Genomic DNA, 19,244 nt, shown 5'->3' on the forward strand with positions numbered 1-19,244 from the left:
CGTGCCTCCGGCGGGGCGGGCGCATGGTGGCCACGGGCACCGGTGAGCCGGGCGGCACCGCAGAGCCGGTCCACCGGCCCCCGATTGGCCTTTGCCAGCCCAGGCAGGAAGGCGGCACGCTCCTCACATGCGCCTGCGAATCATCGATGCCTTCACCGACCGCCCCTTCTCCGGCAACCCGGCCGGGGTCATGCTCCTCGACGCCTTCCCCGACGACGAGCGGCTCCAGCTGATCGCCGCCGAGGTGAACCTCTCCGAGACGGCGTTCGCCCACCCGCTGGAACCGGGCGGCGAGGCCGACTGGGCTCTGCGCTGGTTCACCCCGCTCTGCGAGGTCGACCTCTGCGGCCACGCCACCCTCGCCACCGCCCACGCCCTCACCGCCGACGGGCGGCTCGCGCCGGACGCGGGGCCGGTGCGCTTCGCCACCCGCAGCGGCGTCCTCACCGCCTCGCCCGGCGCCGACGGCGGGCACACCCTGGACTTCCCGACCGCGTCGCTGACCGAGGAGTCCCTGCCGGAGGGGCTCGCCGAGGCGCTGGGCGCGGTTCCGGTGAGCGTCCACGACACCGGCCCGCACTGCGGCGACCTGCTCCTGGAGCTGTCCGACGAGAAAGCCGTGCGGGAGCTGGCGCCCGACCACCGCGGGCTGGTCCGCCACAGTCGGCGCGGGATCATCGCCACCGCCCGGGCCGACGATCCCGCCGTGGGCTACGACTTCGTCTCACGCGGTTCCTTCCCCCGGGCCGGCATCGACGAGGACCCGGTCACGGGCAGTGCCCACACCGCCCTCGCCCCGTTCTGGTCGGCTCGCCTGGGCCGCGACCGGCTGACCGGGTTCCAGGGCGGGGGGCGTACCGGAATCGTCCGTACCGAACTGCGCGGCGACCGCACCTTCCTGACCGGCGACGCCGTCACCGTGTTCGACGGCGAACTGCTGGTGTGAGCGGCCGAAGCGGCCGGCTACGCCCGATCAGGCCGTAGGCAGCCAGCCGACCTTCCCCGCCAGCAGCGCGTACCCGACGAAGGCTCCGACGTCGAGGAGGGTGTGGGCGACCACCAGCGGCCCGACCCGGCGCCACCGCTGGTAGAGGAAGGCGAAGACGACGCCCATCACCAAGTTGCCGAGGAAGCCGCCGATGCCCTGGTAGAGGTGGTACGAGCCGCGCAGTACCGAGCTGGCCAGCAGGACGGCGACCGGGCTCCAGCCGAGCTGCTCCAGCCGCCGCAGCAGGTAACCGACCACGATCACCTCCTCCAGGACCGAGTTCTCGGCCGCCGAGAGGATCAGCACGGGGAACTTCCACCACTCCCCCGGCAGCGACTCCGGAACGACGGTGAGGTTCATGCCGACGGCGCGGGACGCCAGGTAGAAGGCGAGCCCCGCGCTGCCGATACAGGCCGCCAGGACCGCGCCCCGGCTCAGGTCGAAGCGCGGCCGCCTCAGATCGAAGCCGATCGAACGGGGCCCGGCTCCCTCCCGTGTCAGCAGGTGGAGGACGAGCAGCACCGGCACCAGCGCGGTCGCGATACCGAAGAGCTGCCAGGCCAGATCCAGCCACGGGCGCCCGGGCGCCGCCGAGGAGTTGAGATTGGCCGCCTGATCCTTCAGGCCGCCCGGCCGGGTGACCGAGCCGACGAAACTGATCAGGGAGGAGACGGCGCTCGCCCCCAGCGACAGCGCCAGCACGATCAGCGTCTCGTCCCGGAACACCCTCCGAGCGGGGTCTTCCACCCGCAGAGAACCAACCACCAGCCCTGCCTCCGTCCGCACTCCGCCTCCAGTTGTGCAATCCCGTCCCGTCCGCCCGCACACCCCGCTAGGGTCCCGAAAACAGATCCGAAGATCGTGCGCGACAGGCCGAGGGGGACGGGCGTCCTCGACGGCGTGCCTGTCCCCCTCTCCTTGCTTCATCGCTCAAGGAGCGGCACCACCGCAATGGGACGACACAGCTTGCCCGATGAGTACGGGGCCGCTGCGCCCGCCCCCGGCCTTGGGGCCGTGCCGTCGCCATCGCCACCGTCCTCAACGCCGGTGTCCAGGACGACGAGGGGCTCGACCTCTTCTACCCGAAGGACGGCACGCCGCTGCTCGACCACCCCTTCGCTCTGGTCGACGAGCGCGGGCAGAACACCGACGAGAGCCGGGCGGCGGTCCGCCTCATGAACTTCTTCGGTGAGCCGGAGGGCAGCCGCATCCTGACCCGCCACGGCTTCCGACCGGAATCCGGCGCTGCCGGCGAGGCCGTGGTCACCGCGGCGGGCGGCCGCACTCCGCAGCCGTACGACCAGGAGGAGTTCGAGCCGCCGGAGCCGGAGGCGGTGCAGGAGACGCTCGGCCTGTGGACCATCACGGTGCAGAGCGCCCGGCTGACCACGGTCGTGGACTCCTCGGATTCGATGGCGCAGCCGGTGCCGGGCCGCGACCGGTCCCGGATGGACGTCACCAAGGCGTCGCTGCTCCAGGCGCTCTCCCAGTTCACCCCGGACGACGAGATCGGCCTGTGGGAGTTCGCCACCCGCCTCGACGGCGACAAGGACTACCGCAAGCTGGTCGAGACCCGCCGACTCGGCGACCGGAACGAGGAGGGCAAGGCCCACCGCGAACGCCTCACCGCCGCCTTCGGCGCCCTCACACCCGTCCCGGACGGCGCGACGGGGCTCCACGACACCACGCTCGCCACCTACCGCGCGGCGCAGGACAGCCATGTCAGCGGGAAGTTCAACGCCCTGGTGATCCTCACCGACGGGGTCGACGAGGACCCGGGGTCGATTTCCCGCAGCTCCCTCGTCGCCGAGCTGGAGGAGCTGCGCGATCCGGACCGGCTCGTCCCGGTGATCGCGCTCGCGGTCGGCCCGGCCGCCGACGAGGAGGAGGTCAAGGAGATCGCCGAGACCACCGGCGGCTCCGGCCACCAGGTCGACGACCCGGCGCAGATCCACGCCGTGATCCTCAAGGCGATCATGGGGTCGGGCAGCGCCGTCTGACCGTCGCCGCCCGACCCCGTGCCCCGTCCTGTCCCGCCCGGCCGGACTCAGACCGGCCGGGCGGTCGCGTCGGTGACCCCGACCGGCCAGGTGTGCACCGGCTCTCCGGCGTGCATCAGGTCGCTGTAGCGGCGCACCATCGCGGCGAGCGCCGGGTGCCGCTCCATCCCGCTCTCCCGTGCCCGGTGGTACGTGGCCGCCTGCCAGACGGCGCCGTTGGTCCGCCGGCGGCAGCGCGCCTCGATGACACCGAGGTAGCGGTCACGGTCGGCCGGGTCGACGCCCCAGGCGTCCAGCCCGGCGGAGGCGAGCGGCAGCAGCTCCTCCAGGACGAGGGTGGCCGCGTCGGTCTCGGCCGTGCCGGTGTACTTGCCGCGCCGGGGCCAGGTGAGCCGGGCGTCCATCCCGTACCGGCAGGCGGCGTCGAAGTTGGCCTCGGCCGCCTCGAAGGGGAGCTTCGTCCAGACCGGGGTGCGGCTCTCGGCGAGGGCGCGGACCAGCCCGTAGTAGAAGGCGGCGTTGGCCACCACGTCGACGACGGTGGGGCCGGCGGGCAGAACGCGGTTCTCGACCCGCAGGTGGGGCACGCCGTCAGCGACACCGTAGACGGGCCGGTTCCAGCGGTAGACGGTGCCGTTGTGCAGGATCATCTCCGCGAGGGCGGGGGCCCGGCCCGCCTCCAGGGCGGCCTCGGGGTCCTCGTCGGCGCAGATCGGCAGCAGTCCGGGGAAGTAGCGCAGGTTCTCCTCGAAGAGTTCGCGGGCGCTGGAGATCCACCGCTCACCGAACCAGGTGCGCGGACGTACGCCCTGGACCTGCAGTTCCACCGGACGGGTGTCGATCGCCTGGAGGAACAGGGGCACCCGCGACTCGCGCCACAGCTCCTTGCCGAAGAGGAACGGTGAGTTGGCGCCGAGCGCGATCTGCACGGCGGCGACGGCCTGCGCGGCGTTCCACACGGCGGCGAACCGGTCGGGGGTCACCTGGAGGTGGAGCTGCACGGAGGTGCAGGCGGCCTCCGGGGCGATCGACGAGGCGGTGTAGCGCAGCCGCTCGACCCCCTCGATGTCGAGCGGGAATTCCTCGCCCCGGGCGGCGATGATCTCATCGTTGAGAAGGCGGTAGCGGTCGACGTCGGTGAGATTGGCGGAGACCAGATCGTCGCGGGTGAGGGTCGGCAGAATTCCGATCATGACGATCCCGGCGCCCAGCTCCCCGGCTTTACGGTCTGCATACCCGAGGCCGATGCGCAACTCCTCGGCCAGCCGGTCCAGTACACGATCACCCAATCGGTGGGGGGCGATATTCACTTCGAGATTGAACATTCCCAGCTCGGTCTGAAAATCGCGGCTGGCGATCCGCTCCAGAACTTGCTGGTTCAGCATTCGCGGGAGGCCGTCGGAGCCCGCGAGATTGAGTTCGATCTCCAGACCCAGGAGGTTCTTCGGGCGGTCGAAGCGCTTCTCGTCCAGCATCCGCTCCAGCACCCGCTGACACTGCTGAAGTTTGCGCCGGAACGCATGCCGATCCGCCAGATCGAACGATCCCGCCTCGACCTTCTCACCCATCGTCGCCCTCCCCGGGGTACTGGTCCCCGGCTGCCGCCCAGGGCTGGTCCACGAAAGATGATGCCCAGGCAATGCGATCCATAACGCCCCGCGGCAGCCCGCCGCGCGCTAGGCTCGATCCCGACCGAGGCACTGGGCACATTCACGCGGCAAGCTGCGGGCGAATGCCCTCCAGCATCGCGACACCTGTTCGGCCCTGGCCCGCCGCCCACTCGGCCCGCAGGTCCGCGAGCGCGCGGTGAAATCCCCGGCGGGAACAGGCCGACCGCCTGCGGGATGAATATCCAGGTCACAGGCGTGCCGTCCCGAGAAAATCCGGATGAACCCCTCATTATGGCGACCGAATACCGCCTTGCCCGCAATTCTGAGCACCGGTAGGCGAAGCGCCGATGGAACACACGTCGTATAAACTCCGCGAACGAGGCAGTGAATTGGTGACCGCCAGGACCTGTCCGGCGGATCATCGCGGCCTCACGCACCGGTCTACCGGAGGGGACCGAAGGTCCCTGCCCCGCCCCTTCGCTCTGAGCTGACAGCGTCGTCCGCGCCTGCCCTGATGTCCCCTGCCTGCCCGACGAGAGGCGACCCATCATGCCGCTGCACTTCTCCCCGGCTCCCGCGCCCGCCGAGCGCAGCGTCCTCGCCGCCCTCGGTTCCCCGACGGCCGTCCGCGAGGCCCGCACCTCCGCGCTCCGCGCGGCGACCGGCCCCACCAGCCCGGAGCTCCCGCTGCCGGTCCACGTCATGGACCGCTCCACCTTGGAGAGCGACTCACCGACCCGGCTGGCCGGCTGGCGGTTCCTGATCCGCAGCGGCGAGCGGGCCGTGGCCGCCGCCGACACCCGCCTCACTCCGGACGGCTGGGCCTTCTCGCACTTCTTCGAGGGCCCGTACGTCACCGCCACCGAGGCGGCTTTGCGCCAGGCCGACGACCTCGCCGCCCCGCACCAGCCGCGCCTGCTGTCGGTCCCGGGGCTGTACATGCTGACGCTCTGGCTGCACGGCGACCCGGCGGCCGACGCCGGCCGGGGTGGCCCGCTCGCCACCGACCTGCTGGTCCCGATCGCTCCGGCCCCGCCCGGCATCGCCGCCCACCGGCCCTACCCGGCGTCCGAGCTGCTGCCGGTGCTGACCCGCCGTCTCTCCCCCGGCCAGTTGCCCGGCCCGCTGCTGCCGGCCTGACCGCCCGGGGCGCGGGGACGTCGCACGCCCCCTCCTCGCGCCCGGGGCGCACCACCCTCTTGTGGGCTAGTCCGATGTGACCACTTCCAACCACCCGAATCGACAGGGCAGTTGACATGAACCGCCCGCACGGGTGACGCGTCCTCCCCCAGTGAGGAGCGCTGCCGCGAAATGCCTGCGGATTCAGCGCCACGGGGCAACACTGGGACGACCGATCAGACGGGGGCGGTCATGAAGAACACGTCGAGCCGCAGGACAGCAACCACATCGCAGGGAAAGAACCCACCCATGTGCCAGCACCAGCCTCTCTGCCCCACCGCCGACTCCGCCGACCGGGAGGCCGCCCGCCTCGTGGCGCACCGCCCCGAACAGGGCTGGAGCCTGCTGTGCAACGGCGTCGTCCTCTTCGAGGACACCGGCGAGCTGCTGCCCGACGGGCAGATCGTCGCACCCCACCGGCCGCTGCTCCCGGGCCGGGTGGCCACGGCGGCGTGAGCGAGGGCGCGCGGCGGCCAGGCGCCGCGCGAGGGGAAACGGCAGGGCCGGCTCGGAGACGCATCCGAACCGGCCCTCACATGTCTGCGCCCTCCCCGCGGGCAAGGCTCGCGGCTCAGTCCTCGTACGCGTCCAGCGGCGGGCAGGAGCAGACCAGGTTGCGGTCGCCGTACGCCTGGTCGATTCGGCGAACCGGCGGCCAGTACTTGTCGGCCGCGCGGACACCGGACGGGAAGACGGCCTCCTCACGGGTGTAGGGGTGGTCCCAGTCGCCGGTGAGGGTGCGGGCGGTGTGCGGGGCGTTGCGCAGCGGGTTGTCCTCGGCGGGCCAGACGCCGGTGGCCACCTGCTCGATCTCGGCACGGATGGCGATCATCGCCTCGCAGAAACGGTCGAGTTCGGCGAGGTTCTCACTCTCGGTCGGCTCGATCATCAGCGTCCCGGCGACCGGGAACGACATGGTCGGCGCGTGGAAGCCGTAGTCGACCAGCCGCTTGGCGACGTCGTCGACGCTGACGCCGGTCGCCTTGGTGAGCGGGCGCAGGTCGATGATGCACTCGTGGGCGACGAGTCCGCCGGGGCCGGTGTAGAGCACCGGGAAGTGCGGCTCCAGCCGCTTGGCGATGTAGTTGGCGCCGAGGACCGCGACCTGGGTGGCGCGCTTGAGCCCCTCGCCGCCCATCAGCCGGACGTACGACCAGGAGATCGGGAGTATGCCCGCAGAGCCCCACGGGGCGGCCGAGACCGGCCCGACACCGGTGGCGGGTCCGGCGGCGGGCTGGAGCGGGTGGTTGGGCAGGTGGGGCGCCAGGTGCTCGCGGACACCGACCGGGCCCACGCCGGGGCCGCCGCCGCCGTGCGGGATGCAGAAGGTCTTGTGCAGGTTGAGGTGGGAGACGTCGCCGCCGAACCGACCGGGCTTGGCGAGGCCGACCAGCGCGTTGAGGTTGGCGCCGTCGACGTACACCTGGCCGCCGGCGTCGTGGACCGCGGCGCAGATGTCGGCGACGTGCTCCTCGAAGACACCGTGAGTCGACGGGTAGGTGATCATGAGCACGGCGAGCTGGTCGCGGTGCTGCTCGATCTTGGCCCGCAGGTCCTCGATCTCGATCTCGCCGTCGTCGGAGGTCTTGACGACGACGACCTTCATGCCGGCCATCACGGCGCTGGCGGCGTTGGTGCCGTGGGCCGAGGAGGGGATCAGGCAGACGGTGCGGTCCAGGTCGCCGTTGGCCCGGTGGTAGCCGCGGACGGCGAGCAGCCCGGCCAGCTCGCCCTGCGAGCCGGCGTTGGGCTGGAGGGAGACCTTGTCGTACCCGGTGACCTCGGCCAGGCGCTCCTCCAGCTCGCGGATGAGCGTGAGGTAGCCCTGCGCCTGTCCGGCGGGGGCGAAGGGGTGCAGCGCGCCGAACTCCGGCCAGGTGACCGGCTCCATCTCGGTGGTCGCGTTCAGCTTCATCGTGCACGAGCCGAGCGGGATCATGCCCCGGTCCAGCGCGTAGTCCCGGTCGGCCAGCCGCCGCAGGTAGCGCAGCATGGCGGTCTCGGAGCGGTACTGGTGGAAGACCGGGTGGGTCAGGTACGCGTCCTCGCGGAGCAGCGCCCCGGGCAGCGCGTCCGGTGCGGACGCGTCCAGCTGCTCAAGGTCGGCGCTGACGCCGAAGGACTCCCAGACCGCGGCGAGCTGGACGCGGGTGGTGGTCTCGTCGCAGGCGACCGAGACGTGGTCGGCATCGACCTGGCGGAGGTTGATGCCCCGCTCGCGGGCGGCGGACGCGACCTCGGCGGCGCGGCCGGGCACCCGCGCCGTCACGGTGTCGAAGAAGGAGTCCTCGGTGACCTCGACCCCGCCCCGGCGCAGCCCCTCGGCGAGGAGCGCCGCGAAGCGGTGGGTGCGCCCGGCGATGCCGCGCAGCCCGTCGGGCCCGTGGTAGACCGCGTACATCCCGGCCATCACGGCGAGCAGCACCTGCGCGGTGCAGATGTTGCTGGTGGCCTTCTCCCGGCGGATGTGCTGCTCGCGGGTCTGGAGGGCGAGCCGGTAGGCACGGTCGCCGTCGGCGTCGACCGAGACGCCGACCAGGCGGCCGGGGAGGCTGCGGGCGAACTTCTCGCGGACCGCCATGTATCCGGCGTGCGGGCCGCCGAAACCCATCGGGACGCCGAAGCGCTGAGTGGTGCCGACGGCGATGTCCGCGCCGAGCTGTCCGGGCGGGGTCAGCAGAGTCAGGGCGAGCAGGTCGGCGGCGACGGTGACGACGGCGCCCAGTTCGTGCGCGGCGTCGATCACCGGCTTGAGGTCGCGGACGGCCCCGGAGGCACCGGGGTACTGGAGGAGGACGCCGAAGACGCCGCGCTCGGCCACCTCGGCGGGGATGCCTCCGGCAAGGTCGGCGACGACCACCTCGACGCCGGTCGGCTCGGCGCGCGTCTCGATCACCGCGATGGTCTGGGGGAAGGTGTCGGCGTCGATGAGGAAGACGCCCTGCTTGACCTTGCCGACCCGGCGCGAGAGCGCCATCGCCTCGGCGGCGGCGGTGCCCTCGTCGAGCAGGGAGGCACCGGAGGTGGGCAGACCGGTGAGGTCGGCGACCGTGGTCTGGAAGTTCAGCAGCGCCTCCAGCCGGCCCTGCGAGATCTCCGGCTGGTAGGGCGTGTACGCCGTGTACCAGGCCGGGTTCTCCATGACGTTGCGCAGGATGACCGGCGGGGTGAAGGTGCCGTAGTAGCCGAGGCCGATCATGGAGTCGACGACCTGGTTGCGGTCGGCCAGACCGCGCAGTTCGGCGAGGACCTCCGCCTCGGAGCGGCCCTCGGGCAGGTCCAGCGCCTCGGCGCTCTTGATCACGTCGGGGACGGCGGCGGCGGTGAGTTCGTCCAGCGAGCCGTACCCCACCTGCGCGAGCATCTTGGCGCGGTCACCGGCGTCGGGCCCGATGTGCCGCTGTTCGAACGGGACGCCCTGTTCGAGGCGGGAGAGCGGGATGCGGTTGGCGGTCATGCGGAGGCCTCCTGGTCGACGCGACCTGCGAGGGGCACCCGCCGCGGGTGCCCTTACGGCCTCCCCCTCTGTCATCCGGACCTGAGAGCTTCACCGGCGCGGGCACCGGTTTTCACCGTCGGTGAGGCCGGGGCGCGCACAGAGCGTCCGCCTCCCGTCCTGCTTTCCAGAGTGACCTCGTCCGTGCGGTACGGGGGCCTGAGAGATTCCGGGGAGGATTTGCTCCTTCGGCGCCTCCGCGTTGATCGCCGGAGGACTCTCCCGCACGGGGTCGACAGCCATGGTCAGCCTACCAGCGGGAACCATGCCGGGTCCCCCGAGTGGCCGAGCGGCAGGATGTGCCCTTTCGTAGGAGGGACGGATGTGCTGCGATGCCCCCGGGAGGGTTCCGTGCAGAGCGATATCGATCCCCGCAGCCTGATCGGACGCAAGGCGTTCGACCGCCACGGCACCAAAGTAGGCACGGTCGACGAGGTCTATCTGGACGACGCGACCGGCGTCCCCGAGTGGGCCGCCGTCCGCACCGGCCTCTTCAGCCGCGACGCCTTCGTCCCCCTGGAACCGAGCGAGCTGGTCGACGGCGGGCTGCGCATCCCCTTCGAACGCGCCCTCATCCGCGAGGCCCCCGACTTCGGCGTGGGCCGCCACCTCTCCCCGGAGCAGGAGCTCCAGCTCTACCACCACTACGGCCTGGACGTCGGCGCCCCCGAACCGCCCCCGGACCGCGACTTCGGCCGCATCGCGGGCACGGAGGACAGCTGACCGCTCACTCCTCGCCGGCCTCCTCCACCAAGGGCAGCGGGGCCGAGGGGCTGAGCTCCGGGTCGTCCGTGCGGAACGTACGGACCCGGCCCGGGGCCGAGGTCGGGGTCTCGAACCGGACCGTCACACGCCCCACGCCGCTCCCCTGGACCCAGCCGTGGCCGTACGTGGTGTGGACGACGTCATGGCCGGCGGGCCAGCGCCGCTCCTGCGGCACGGTCGGCGCGACCGGAAGCACGGGCTCGGCCTCGGCCCCCTCGGGGGCCTCCCCCTGCTCCCCGGAAACCGCCGCGGCCTGGGCGAACAGGTCCTCCTGCGTGTAGTCGGCGAGGCCGCTCACACCGACGCCGAGGAGCCGGACCCCGCCGGTGGTGTCCACCCCCTCCAGGAGCCGCGCGGCGGCCTCCCGGACGACAGCGGGGTCGTCGGTGGGGCCGCGCAGGGTCTCCGAGCGGGTCAGCGTCGAGAAGTCGTACCGGCGGACCTTGAGGACCACCGTGCGCCCGGAACGGCCCGCCTCGCGCAACCGCCTCGTGCACCGCTCCGCCAGCCGCGCGACCTCGCCCCGCACCCGGACCCGGTCGTGGATGTCCAGGTCGTAGGTGTCCTCCACGGAGACGGACTTGCCCTCCCGCTCCGAGACCACGGGCCGCTCGTCGAGGGCGAGGGCCATGGCGTACAGCCCGGTGCCGTGCGCTCGGCCGAGCAGCCGGACCAGTTCGTCCTGGCCGGCCTGGGCGATCTCGTCGACGGTGGTGATGCCCGCGCGGCGCAGGTGGTCACCGGTGGCGGGGCCGACCCCGGGCAGCACCCGGACCGGGAGCGGCGCCAGCAGTTCGCGCTCCGTTCCCGGTTCGATGAGGACCAGACCGTCCGGTTTGGCGCGCTCGGAGCCGATCTTGGCGAGCATCTTCGACACGGCGAGCCCGACCGAACCGCTCAGTCCGGTGACCCTCCTGATGTCCGCCCGCAACCGCTCCCCCACCTCGCGGGCCGAGGAACTGCCGAAGGCGGCCCCGCCCGCCTCCAGGTCGACGAATGCCTCGTCGAGGCTGAGGGGCTCCACCAGCGGGGAGAGCTGGCGCAGCAGCCCCATGACCTGGTTGCTGACGTCGCGGTAGAGGGTGAAGCGGGGGGTGAGGTAAGCGGCGTGCGGGGCGAGCCGACGCGCCTGCGCGGTGGGCATCGCCGAGTGGACGCCGAACCGCCGCGCCTCGTACGAGGCGGTCGCCACCACCCCGCGCGGCCCGAGCCCGCCGACCACCACCGCCTTTCCGCGCAGACTCGGCTTGGCGGCCTGCTCCGCCGAGGCGTAGAAGGCATCCATGTCGAGATGGAGGATCGTGGGCGCGGATCTCACGTCCTTGATGCTGCCCTACGCCACCGACAACGGCGGCGGGGCGGCCCGCGGAACGGTTCACACCGCCCGGTTGCGCCGCCGGGCCAGCTCGTCGGCGGGGTGGTGGCGGAGCACCGTCTCCCCGGTGTCCACCCGCTCCCCGTGGAGCTGGGCGAGGGCGCTCTCCACGTCCGCCCAGACCACGCCCACGGCGATGCCGAAGATGCCCTGGCCGCCCTGGAGGAGGTCGACGACCTCGTCGGGCGAGGTGCACTGGTAGACGGTGGCGCCGTCGCTCATCAGCGTCATCCGCTCCAGGTCGCGGAAGCCGCCGTCCCGCAGGTGCTGGATGGTGGTGCGGATGTTCTGGAGGGAGACCCCGGTGTCGAGGAACCGCTTGACGATCTTGAGAACGACCACGTCGCGGAAGCTGTAGAGCCGCTGCGCCCCGCCCCCGTGCGGCGGCCGCACGCTCGGCTCGACCAGGCCGGTGCGGGCCCAGTAGTCCAACTGGCGGTAGGTGATCCCGGCCGCGGCGCAGGCGGTGGGACCCCGGTATCCGATGTCGTCCCCGGCCCTCTCCACGCTGCCGGCGACGGCCTCGACCGGCCGCCCCTGCCGTGTCGCCGACCTGCCGTGAAGCGGGTACAGACCGTGCTCGCGGGGGCTGAGCCCCGGAGCACCCCCCGTCGTACCGTCGCCGCTCATGCTCACGCCGACCCTCCGTCCTTGACCTGCTTGTCGACGGTAGGCAGTCGCCCGGGGTGCGTCAACGATCGCCGCGCTCGCCACGCCGGGTGATATTCCCCCCAAGGGTGGTTTACCGTGTCCCACTTCCGGGAACCGGGCGCCGAACCGGCCGACGCTACTGGCTGTTGTTGGTGCCGAAGTCCTCCGGCGAGATCTGGTCGAGGAACTCGCGGAACTTCTCCACCTCGTCCTCCTGCTCGTCCGGGATGGCGACCCCCGCGTCGTCGAGTACCCCGTCACTGCCGTAGATCGGCGTGCCGGTGCGCAGCGCGAGCGCTATGGCGTCGGACGGACGGGCACTCACCTCGACGCCGCTGGCGAAGACCAGCTCCGCGTAGAAGACCCCTTCGCGCAGGTCGGTGATGCGCACTTCGGTCAGCTCCTGCCCAACAGCCTCCAGGACGTCCTTGAAAAGGTCGTGCGTCAGCGGCCTGGCAGGGGCCATCCCCTGCTGGGCAAACGCGATGGCGGTCGCCTCACCCGGTCCGATCCAGATGGGGAGGTAGCGGTCGCCTCCCACTTCGCGCAGGAGCACGATCGGCTGGTTGGAGGGCATTTCGACCCGGACACCTACGACGTCGAGCTCGTTCACACAGCAACCCTAGGACGTGCCCGGCGGGTTTGGGTAGTCGGGCTCCCTCTGGATCACTCCGGATCAGGGCAGACGTACTCCGAGAGCGGTCTGGAAGAGCGCCGAGTGCAGGCTCGTGGTGAGCTCGGCCAGCTCCTTGGTCCGCTCCTGGGCGTGGGCTCTGGTCTGCGGATTCCGGTGCAGGCGCAAGGGCGCGACGATCTGCTCGACCAGGGAAGCCTCCCGGTCGGCGGCGGCTTTCATGGCCCGCAGATGGCGCGGCTCGATTCCCGAGCGGCCCAGTTCGGCCACCAGAGCGGCGACGCGTACCGCCTGGGCGTCGTAGCCCCCCTCGGACAACGAGCCGATCAGCCCGTACGACTCCCATTCGGCGAGTTCCTCCTCGCCGACCTCGACCGCGGCCAGGAGCTCCGCACGGCCGATGCGGCGGACGGTGGGGGTGCCGGGTTCGGCGTCCCCGGCCTCGCGCTGCCGGCCGACGCCGGGGAGCGGATGCTCCTCACCACGCTCGACGGCGTCGAGGTGCTCCTTGATGACCTTGAGAGGGAGGTAGTGGTCGCGCTGCATGCGCAGGACCTGCGCGAGCCGCTCGATGTCCTGCGGGCTGAACTTGCGGTACCCCGACGGGGTCCGCTGCGGCTCGATGAGCCCCTCGGACTCCAGGAAACGGATCTTGGAGATGGTCACTTCGGGGAACTCGTCACGGAGCGTGCTGAGCACCGTGCCGATACTCACCGGCCGACTGTCCGCGGCGGCGGTGCCGTTTCCGGCACCGCCCCTCGCTGATTGACGCATAGACCTTCCTGACGGTCAGATGCCCCGCTGGCTGGCGTAGAAGACCAGCCGGTACTTGCCGATCTGCACCTCGTCGCCGTTGGCGAGCGCGACGGAGTCGATGCGCTCGCGGTTGACGTAGGTGCCGTTGAGGCTGCCCACGTCGGCGACGGTGAAGGCCCCGTCCTCCTGGCGGCGGAACTCGACATGGCGGCGCGAGACCGTCACGTCGTCCAGGAAGATGTCACCCTGCGGGTGGCGCCCCGCCGTCGTCAGGTCCCCGTCGAGCAGGAACCGGCTGCCGGCGTTGGGTCCGCGGCGCACCACCAGCAGCGCCGACCCGGCCGGGAGGGCGTCCACGGCGGCCTGGGCCTCCGGGGAGAGCGTCGGCGCCGGGTTCTGCCCGGTCACCTCCGCCTCGTACGCCTCCAGTCCGGAGATCGAGATCGTCGAGGTGGTCTCCGACGGACGCTCCTGGGCCGCGCGGGCGGTCAGGGGCGCTCCGCAGTTGGAACAGAAGCGGCTGGCCTCGGCGTTGCGGTGCCCGCACCTGCTGCACACCATGGACGGACCCTCCTGCCGCGGCTGCCCTGCGGGGGCTTCGGTTCCGTACGGGCCGGGACCGAAGTCTCCACCCGTACTTGAGGTTGATGGTTCACCGAAACCTATGCCGCCGGCACCGGAACGGTCAACGGACGACGCGCCCGAATTGTCACCACCGGCCACCTCGTCACGGAACAGGGGACGCTCGCCCTGCTCCTCTTCTCCCTGGCGCGGGGCGCGGTGCCGGGCGGCCTTGCCGCCATCCTCGCGCCCACTCTTGCCGAACAACTTCGCAAACAACTTCACGGGCGATTCCCCTTGACCGAAACAGACCCGCCCGTGGGGCAGGACGAACCCTGATTGCACACGACGGCCGATCCGGACGCCTTCACCGCGTCCGTCTCCACCGCACAGTTTCCACCACGCACCGCCTCCACCGTGCGCCGACCCCCCGCAACCTCATGCCCCGCTCGGGCACTGTGCATACGCTCGGGCCTCACTCGTTCGACGACCGAGCGTAGTCAGGCTGCTCCGCCGGCCGCAAGGCGTCCACCACGATCTTCTCCTCACGTGTCACCACCACCGTGGCCTGCTCCTTCTCCAGTGTCTGAACCACACCACCAGGGATGTTGAGGGCCGGTTCGAGGTCCTGCGGATTACCGATGACCTTGAAACGATAGGGACGGGTGATCTTGTTCCCGTCCACGTTGACGCCACCCGCCCCATCGCTCAGGTAGGTCCCCGCGACCACCCGTACGTCGTTCACCTGGATCGCCTCCGCGCCCGCCGCCCGCAGCTCCTGGACGGCGTCCAGGAGCATGTCGGCGCGAACAGTGCCGCCGGGGTCCTGGACGGTGACGGTGATGCCCGGGCCGGTCGCCGCGACGTTCCCCGCGAGGATGCCCAACTGACGCTCCTTCTCGACGGTCTGGCGGCGCGCCTCCTCCGCCTGGTCCGAGCTGTTCTCCAGTTCGGTCCGCTGCTCCTCCAGACGCTGCTTCTCGTCTTCCAGACGCTCGGTGCGGTCGTCGAGTTCATCGAGGATGCGGACGAGATCGTCCTGACGGGCGCCGCGCAGCGCCCCCGTGTCGTTGGTGGACCGCACCTGGATGGCCAGGCCGAGGCCGAGGACGAAGAGCAGCAGCGCGACGGTGAGCTGCGCGCGCGTCACGCGCGGAGGCCACAGGCCCTTCACCAGGCGCTGGCGCCCGGTCAGTTCGGCGGGGGGCTGCTCAGCCTCCGGGCGAAGCCCGGCGGCGGGCTCGGGGGCCGCCTCGGGCAGCGGCTGGCGCCGGGGCGGGCCGGAGGGACGGGGGGCACTGCCGGACTCGGGGCCCTCGGCGCCGGGCTCGTCGTCACTCATCGGCCTCACGCCCTGAACACGTGCCGGCGGATGGCCGCGGCGTTGGAGAAGATCCGGATGCCGAGGACCACGACGACGCCGGTGGAGAGCTGGGCCCCCACGCCGAGCTGGTCGCCCAGGAACACGATGAGGGCAGCGACGACGACGTTCGACAGGAACGACACGACGAAGACCTTGTCGTCGAAGATGCCGTCGAGCATGGCGCGCAGCCCGCCGAACACGGCGTCGAGCGCCGCCACCACCGCGATCGGCAGATATGGCTCGACGACGGCGGGTACCTCGGGCCGGACCAGCAGTCCGGCCACGACTCCCACGAGGAGCCCCAGTACGGCGATCAAGATGTGCCCTTTCCCGCGGTCGGCTCCGCGATTCGTACGCTCACGCTCGGTGCGGCGGGCAGGCGGACCTCGCCCTCCGCGGTGATCTTCGTGCGGATGCCGAAGTTCTCGCGCAGTGCCGCCAGGTACTGCCCGTCCGAGCTGCCTTGGAAGCGGTCGGCGAGGCGCTGCCCGTCGCCCACCGCGAGCACCGTGTACGGCGGGCCCAGCGGCTTGTTGTCGACCAGTATGGCGTCCCCCGCGGCTCTGATCGCCGAAAGGGCGGTGAGGCGCTGGCCGTTGATCGACACGGCCTCGGCGCCGGACTGCCAGAGCCCGTTGACGATGCGTTGCATGTCCCGGTCGCGCAGCCGCCCGGTGTCGGAGAATCCGGCGCTCTCCCGTGGTCCGCCGCCCCCGGTGTCGGAGCCCTTGGCGTCGTCCACCACCAGTTTGACTCCGGGTCCGTGGACAGCGGTGGCCCCGGCGACCAGGCCGACCAGCGCGCCCTGGTCGCCGCCGTGCTTCTGGAGGGCTTCGCGCTGGCGCATGCCGACCTCGGCCCGGAGCCTCTCGACGTCCTCCTCGAGACCGTCGGCGGTGGCCGAGCCGCTCTCGATCCGGTCGATGAGTTCCTCGCGCTCCTTGGCGACGACCGGTGCGTCCTCACGGGCCTGGGCGGCCCCCACAGTGACGACGAGGGCGGCGAGGACCAGCCCGGCCGCCAGCCCCAACTTCGCTTTGAGGGTGCGCGGGACGCCGGCGGTGCCGTCGGCGGCCCGGCGGGCCGCCGCCTCGGCGTAGCCGTCGTCCAGGCTGTGGTCCATCACGTTGGTGAGCAGCGACATGGAGGCGTCGGGGCGCGGGCGGCGCGGGACGGTGCTCCGTTCGGTGGGCTGCTGCGACATGCCGCTCATCGTCGCACGGCCGGGGCCCCACCTCCGAATGCGCTCGGGCGGCCGCGGGCGTACTGCCCGCGGCCGCCCGGTGCCGGTGGTCCGGTGTCAGCGCCCGGCGCTGTCCACCACGGCCGCCCACTCGTCCAGCAGGGCCTCGGCCGACTCGTCGTCCGGCCCCTCGGCCCACAGGTGGGTGACGGCCTCGGCCCGGTCGGGAAGGACCATCACCCAGCGCCCGTCGGCCTCGACGACCCGGACGCCGTCCGTGGTGTCCACGTAACGGTCGCCGGCCGCCTCGACCACCCGCCGCATCACCAGGCCCTTGACGGCCCACGGGGTGGCGAGGTCGCGCTTGAGGACGTGGGCGCGCGGGATGCGGGCGTCGATCTGGCTGAGGGTGAGCTGCGTCCTCGCCACCAGACCGATGAGCCGTACGAACGCCGCGGTGCCGTCGAAGACGCTGCTGAACTCGGGGACGATGAAGCCGCCCCGGCCGTCGCCGCCGAAGATCGTCGCCTCCTCGCGGCCGACCCGGGTGAGGTCGTCGGGCGAGGTCGTCGTCCACTCGACCTGCGTACCGTGGTACGCGGCGACCTGCTCGGCGATACGTGTGGTGGTGACGGGCAGCGCCACCCGCCCGCTGCGCCGGTCGGCCGCGACCAGGTCGAGCATGACCAGCAGGGCCCGGTCATCCTCCACGATCCGGCCCTGCTCGTCCACGAGCGAGAGGCGCTCGCCGACGGGATCGAACCGGACACCGAACGCCGCACGCGCGGAGGCCACTATCTCGCCGAGCCGCACCAGCCCGGCGCGGCGGGTCTCCGACGTCTCGGTCGGCCGGGACTCGTCCAGCCCCGGGTTGATGGTGAGCGCATCGACGCCGAGCCGTCCCAGCAGACTGGGCAGGACCAGACCCGCGCTGCCGTTGGAGGCGTCCACGACGACCTTGAGCCCGGAGTCGGCGATCCCCGTGGTGTCGACGTTGCGCAGCAGCGACCCGGTGTACGAGTCGAAGACGCTGGAGGGGAAGTGCAGATCGCCGATCTCCCCGGGGAAGGCACGCCGGTACTCCTGGCGGGCGTAGACCCGGTCGAGTTTGCGCTGGCTGCCCTGGGAGAGGTCACCGCCTCGCCCGTCGAAGAACATGATGTCGACGGAGTCGGGGACGCCCGGGGTGGTGCGGATCATGATGCCGCCGGCGCTGCCGCGCGCCGTCTGCTGGCGGGCGACGGGCAGGGGGACGTTCTCCAGGTCGCGTACGTCGATGGCACTGGCCTGGAGGGCCGAGATCACCGCGCGCTTGAGGGCACGGGCGCCCCGCGAGTGGTCCCGGGCCGTGGTGACCGTCGAGCCCTTCTTGAGGGTGGTGGCGTACGCGCCGGCCAGGCGGACGGCGAGTTCGGGGGTGATCTCGACGTTGAGGATGCCGGAGACACCGCGGGCGCCGAAGAGGTGCGCCTGCCCGCGCGACTCCCAGATGACCGAGGTGTTGACGAAGGCGCCGGCCTCGATGGTCTTGAAGGGGTAGACGCGGACGTTGCCCTGGATGATCGACTCTTCGCCGATGAAGCACTCGTCACCGATGACGGCGCCGTCCTCGATCCGGGCGGCCCGCATCACGTCGGTGTTCTTGCCGATCACGCAGCCGCGCAGGTTGCTCTGCTGCCCGATGTAGACGTTGTCGTGCACGACCGTCTTGTGGAGGAAGGAGCCAGTCTTGACGACGACGTTGGAGCCGACGACGGTGTGCTCGCGGATCTCGGCCCCGGCCTCGACCTTGGCGTAGTCGCCGATGTACAGCGGTCCGCGCAGCACCGCGTCCGGGTGGACGTCTGCGCCCTCGGCCACCCAGACACCGGGGGAGATCTCGAATCCGTCGAGCTCGACGTCGACCTTGCCCTCCAGGACGTCGGCCTGGGCCTTCACATAGCTCTCGTGGGTGCCGACGTCCTCCCAGTAGCCCTCGGCGACGTAGCCGTAGACGGGCTTGCCTTCCTTCATCAGCTGCGGGAAGACGTCGCCGGACCAGTCGACGGAGGTGTCGGCCTCGACGTAGTCGAAGACCTCCGGCTCCATGACGTAGATGCCCGTGTTGACCGTGTCGGAGAAGACCTGGCCCCAGGTCGGCTTCTCCAGGAAACGCTCCACCTTGCCGTCGTCGTCGACGATGGTGATGCCGAATTCCAGCGGGTTGGGGACGCGGGTCAGACAGACCGTGACCAGGGCGCCCTTCTCCTTGTGGAAGGCGATGAGGTCGGTGAGGTCGAAATCGGTGAGTGCGTCGCCGGAGATGACGAGGAAGGCGTCGTCCTTGAGGGCTTCCTCCGCGTTCTTGACGCTGCCGGCTGTCCCGAGTGGCTTCTCCTCATTGGCATAGGTGAGTTCCATCCCGAGTTCTTCGCCGTCACCGAAGTAGTTCCTGACGAGCGAGGCCAGGAACTGGACGGTGACCACGGTCTCGGAGAGCCCGTGCCGTTTGAGCAGCCTGAGCACGTGCTCCATGATGGGGCGGTTTACCACCGGCAGGAGCGGCTTGGGCATGCTTGAGGTCATGGGGCGCAGGCGCGTGCCTTCGCCTCCGGCCATTACGACGGCCTTCATGTCGGAAGCGTCCTCCTTGAAGAGACGACGGTCTTGCCGACTGCACCCGGCCGGTCCGGCCCGCGACTAG

At 71.5% G+C, this 19,244-nt stretch carries 16 protein-coding genes, 1 pseudogene and 1 riboswitch; of the genes and pseudogenes, 5 read left to right on the top strand and 12 right to left on the bottom strand.

The genetic code is table 11. The features are described from left to right. Nucleotides 1-127: 127 nt before the first annotated feature. Nucleotides 128-946, top strand: a complete 819-nt coding sequence (locus ACSLIC_RS01885; RefSeq protein ID WP_436735929.1) for a PhzF family phenazine biosynthesis protein — start codon at nt 128-130, stop codon at nt 944-946. A 27-nt stretch (nt 947-973) separates the two neighbouring features. Here ACSLIC_RS01885 and ACSLIC_RS01890 read toward each other — a convergent pair whose 3' ends face one another. Then, the gene (locus ACSLIC_RS01890; protein ID WP_436735930.1) at nt 974-1,774 is read right to left on the bottom strand and encodes a CPBP family intramembrane glutamic endopeptidase; all 801 of its coding nucleotides are present in this window, start codon (nt 1,772-1,774) and stop codon (nt 974-976) included. 254 nt (nt 1,775-2,028) lie between these two features. Between ACSLIC_RS01890 and ACSLIC_RS01895 the strand changes: the two are divergent. Beyond that, nucleotides 2,029-2,988 (top strand): annotated as a pseudogene (locus ACSLIC_RS01895) (VWA domain-containing protein); the annotation flags it as partial. A 47-nt stretch (nt 2,989-3,035) separates the two neighbouring features. Here ACSLIC_RS01895 and ACSLIC_RS01900 read toward each other — a convergent pair. After that, the gene (locus ACSLIC_RS01900; protein ID WP_436735931.1) at nt 3,036-4,556 is read right to left on the bottom strand and encodes a glutamate-cysteine ligase family protein; all 1,521 of its coding nucleotides are present in this window, start codon (nt 4,554-4,556) and stop codon (nt 3,036-3,038) included. A gap of 591 nt (nt 4,557-5,147) precedes the next feature. On the opposite strand from ACSLIC_RS01900, the gene ACSLIC_RS01905 reads away from it, so the two are divergent. Together ACSLIC_RS01905 and ACSLIC_RS01910 are read left to right on the top strand one after the other, a co-directional pair. Beyond that, a complete protein-coding gene (locus ACSLIC_RS01905) occupies nt 5,148-5,738 on the top strand; it encodes a hypothetical protein (protein ID WP_436735932.1) in 591 nt (196 codons plus the stop codon). 288 nt (nt 5,739-6,026) lie between these two features. Then, the gene (locus ACSLIC_RS01910; protein WP_436735933.1) at nt 6,027-6,233 is read left to right on the top strand and encodes a DUF5999 family protein; all 207 of its coding nucleotides are present in this window, start codon (nt 6,027-6,029) and stop codon (nt 6,231-6,233) included. A 115-nt stretch (nt 6,234-6,348) separates the two neighbouring features. Here the strand turns inward: ACSLIC_RS01910 and gcvP are convergent, their stop codons facing one another. After that, a complete protein-coding gene (gene gcvP, locus ACSLIC_RS01915; RefSeq protein WP_436735934.1) occupies nt 6,349-9,234 on the bottom strand; it encodes an aminomethyl-transferring glycine dehydrogenase in 2,886 nt (961 codons plus the stop codon). A 176-nt stretch (nt 9,235-9,410) separates the two neighbouring features. After that, nucleotides 9,411-9,508: riboswitch (glycine riboswitch) on the bottom strand. 116 nt (nt 9,509-9,624) lie between these two features. Between gcvP and ACSLIC_RS01920 the strand changes: the two genes are divergently transcribed. Further along, a complete protein-coding gene (locus ACSLIC_RS01920; RefSeq protein WP_436735935.1) occupies nt 9,625-9,996 on the top strand; it encodes a PRC-barrel domain-containing protein in 372 nt (123 codons plus the stop codon). A 4-nt stretch (nt 9,997-10,000) separates the two neighbouring features. Here ACSLIC_RS01920 and ACSLIC_RS01925 read toward each other — a convergent pair whose 3' ends face one another. From ACSLIC_RS01925 to ACSLIC_RS01965, 9 genes are all read right to left on the bottom strand, one after another. Then, on the bottom strand, nt 10,001-11,356 hold the full coding sequence (locus ACSLIC_RS01925) for a DNA polymerase IV (protein ID WP_436735936.1): 1,356 nt from the start codon (nt 11,354-11,356) through the stop codon (nt 10,001-10,003). Nucleotides 11,357-11,413: 57 nt separating this feature from the next. Next, nucleotides 11,414-12,049, bottom strand: coding sequence for a MerR family transcriptional regulator (locus ACSLIC_RS01930; protein WP_436735937.1), 636 nt, complete (start codon nt 12,047-12,049; stop codon nt 11,414-11,416). 151 nt (nt 12,050-12,200) lie between these two features. Beyond that, entirely contained in the window at nt 12,201-12,677 is a 477-nt protein-coding gene (locus ACSLIC_RS01935; protein ID WP_436735938.1) for a bifunctional nuclease family protein, read from the bottom strand. Nucleotides 12,678-12,740: 63 nt separating this feature from the next. After that, nucleotides 12,741-13,472: a transcriptional regulator FtsR gene (gene ftsR, locus ACSLIC_RS01940; RefSeq protein ID WP_436735939.1), complete on the bottom strand. Its 732-nt coding sequence runs from the start codon at nt 13,470-13,472 to the stop codon at nt 12,741-12,743. 15 nt (nt 13,473-13,487) lie between these two features. After that, nucleotides 13,488-14,408: an FHA domain-containing protein gene (locus ACSLIC_RS01945; protein ID WP_436740246.1), complete on the bottom strand. Its 921-nt coding sequence runs from the start codon at nt 14,406-14,408 to the stop codon at nt 13,488-13,490. Nucleotides 14,409-14,490: 82 nt separating this feature from the next. Further along, nucleotides 14,491-15,357 carry a DUF881 domain-containing protein gene (locus ACSLIC_RS01950; protein WP_436735940.1) on the bottom strand — a complete coding sequence of 289 codons (867 nt, stop codon included), beginning with the start codon at nt 15,355-15,357 and terminating at the stop codon, nt 14,491-14,493. 5 nt (nt 15,358-15,362) lie between these two features. Further along, a complete protein-coding gene (locus tag ACSLIC_RS01955; protein WP_003946928.1) occupies nt 15,363-15,695 on the bottom strand; it encodes a small basic family protein in 333 nt (110 codons plus the stop codon). After that, complete coding sequence (locus tag ACSLIC_RS01960; protein ID WP_436735941.1) at nt 15,692-16,591, bottom strand: DUF881 domain-containing protein; 900 nt, start codon at nt 16,589-16,591, stop codon at nt 15,692-15,694. Before ACSLIC_RS01960 ends, ACSLIC_RS01955 begins: the two co-directional genes overlap by 4 nt. A gap of 87 nt (nt 16,592-16,678) precedes the next feature. Further along, nucleotides 16,679-19,174 (bottom strand): sugar phosphate nucleotidyltransferase, encoded by a 2,496-nt coding sequence (locus ACSLIC_RS01965; RefSeq protein ID WP_436735942.1) that lies wholly within the window; start codon nt 19,172-19,174, stop codon nt 16,679-16,681. Nucleotides 19,175-19,244 lie beyond the last annotated feature (70 nt).

Origin of the sequence: Streptomyces sp. BBFR102 (genome assembly GCF_051397025.1) — a bacterium.
Classification (GTDB): domain Bacteria; phylum Actinomycetota; class Actinomycetes; order Streptomycetales; family Streptomycetaceae; genus Streptomyces.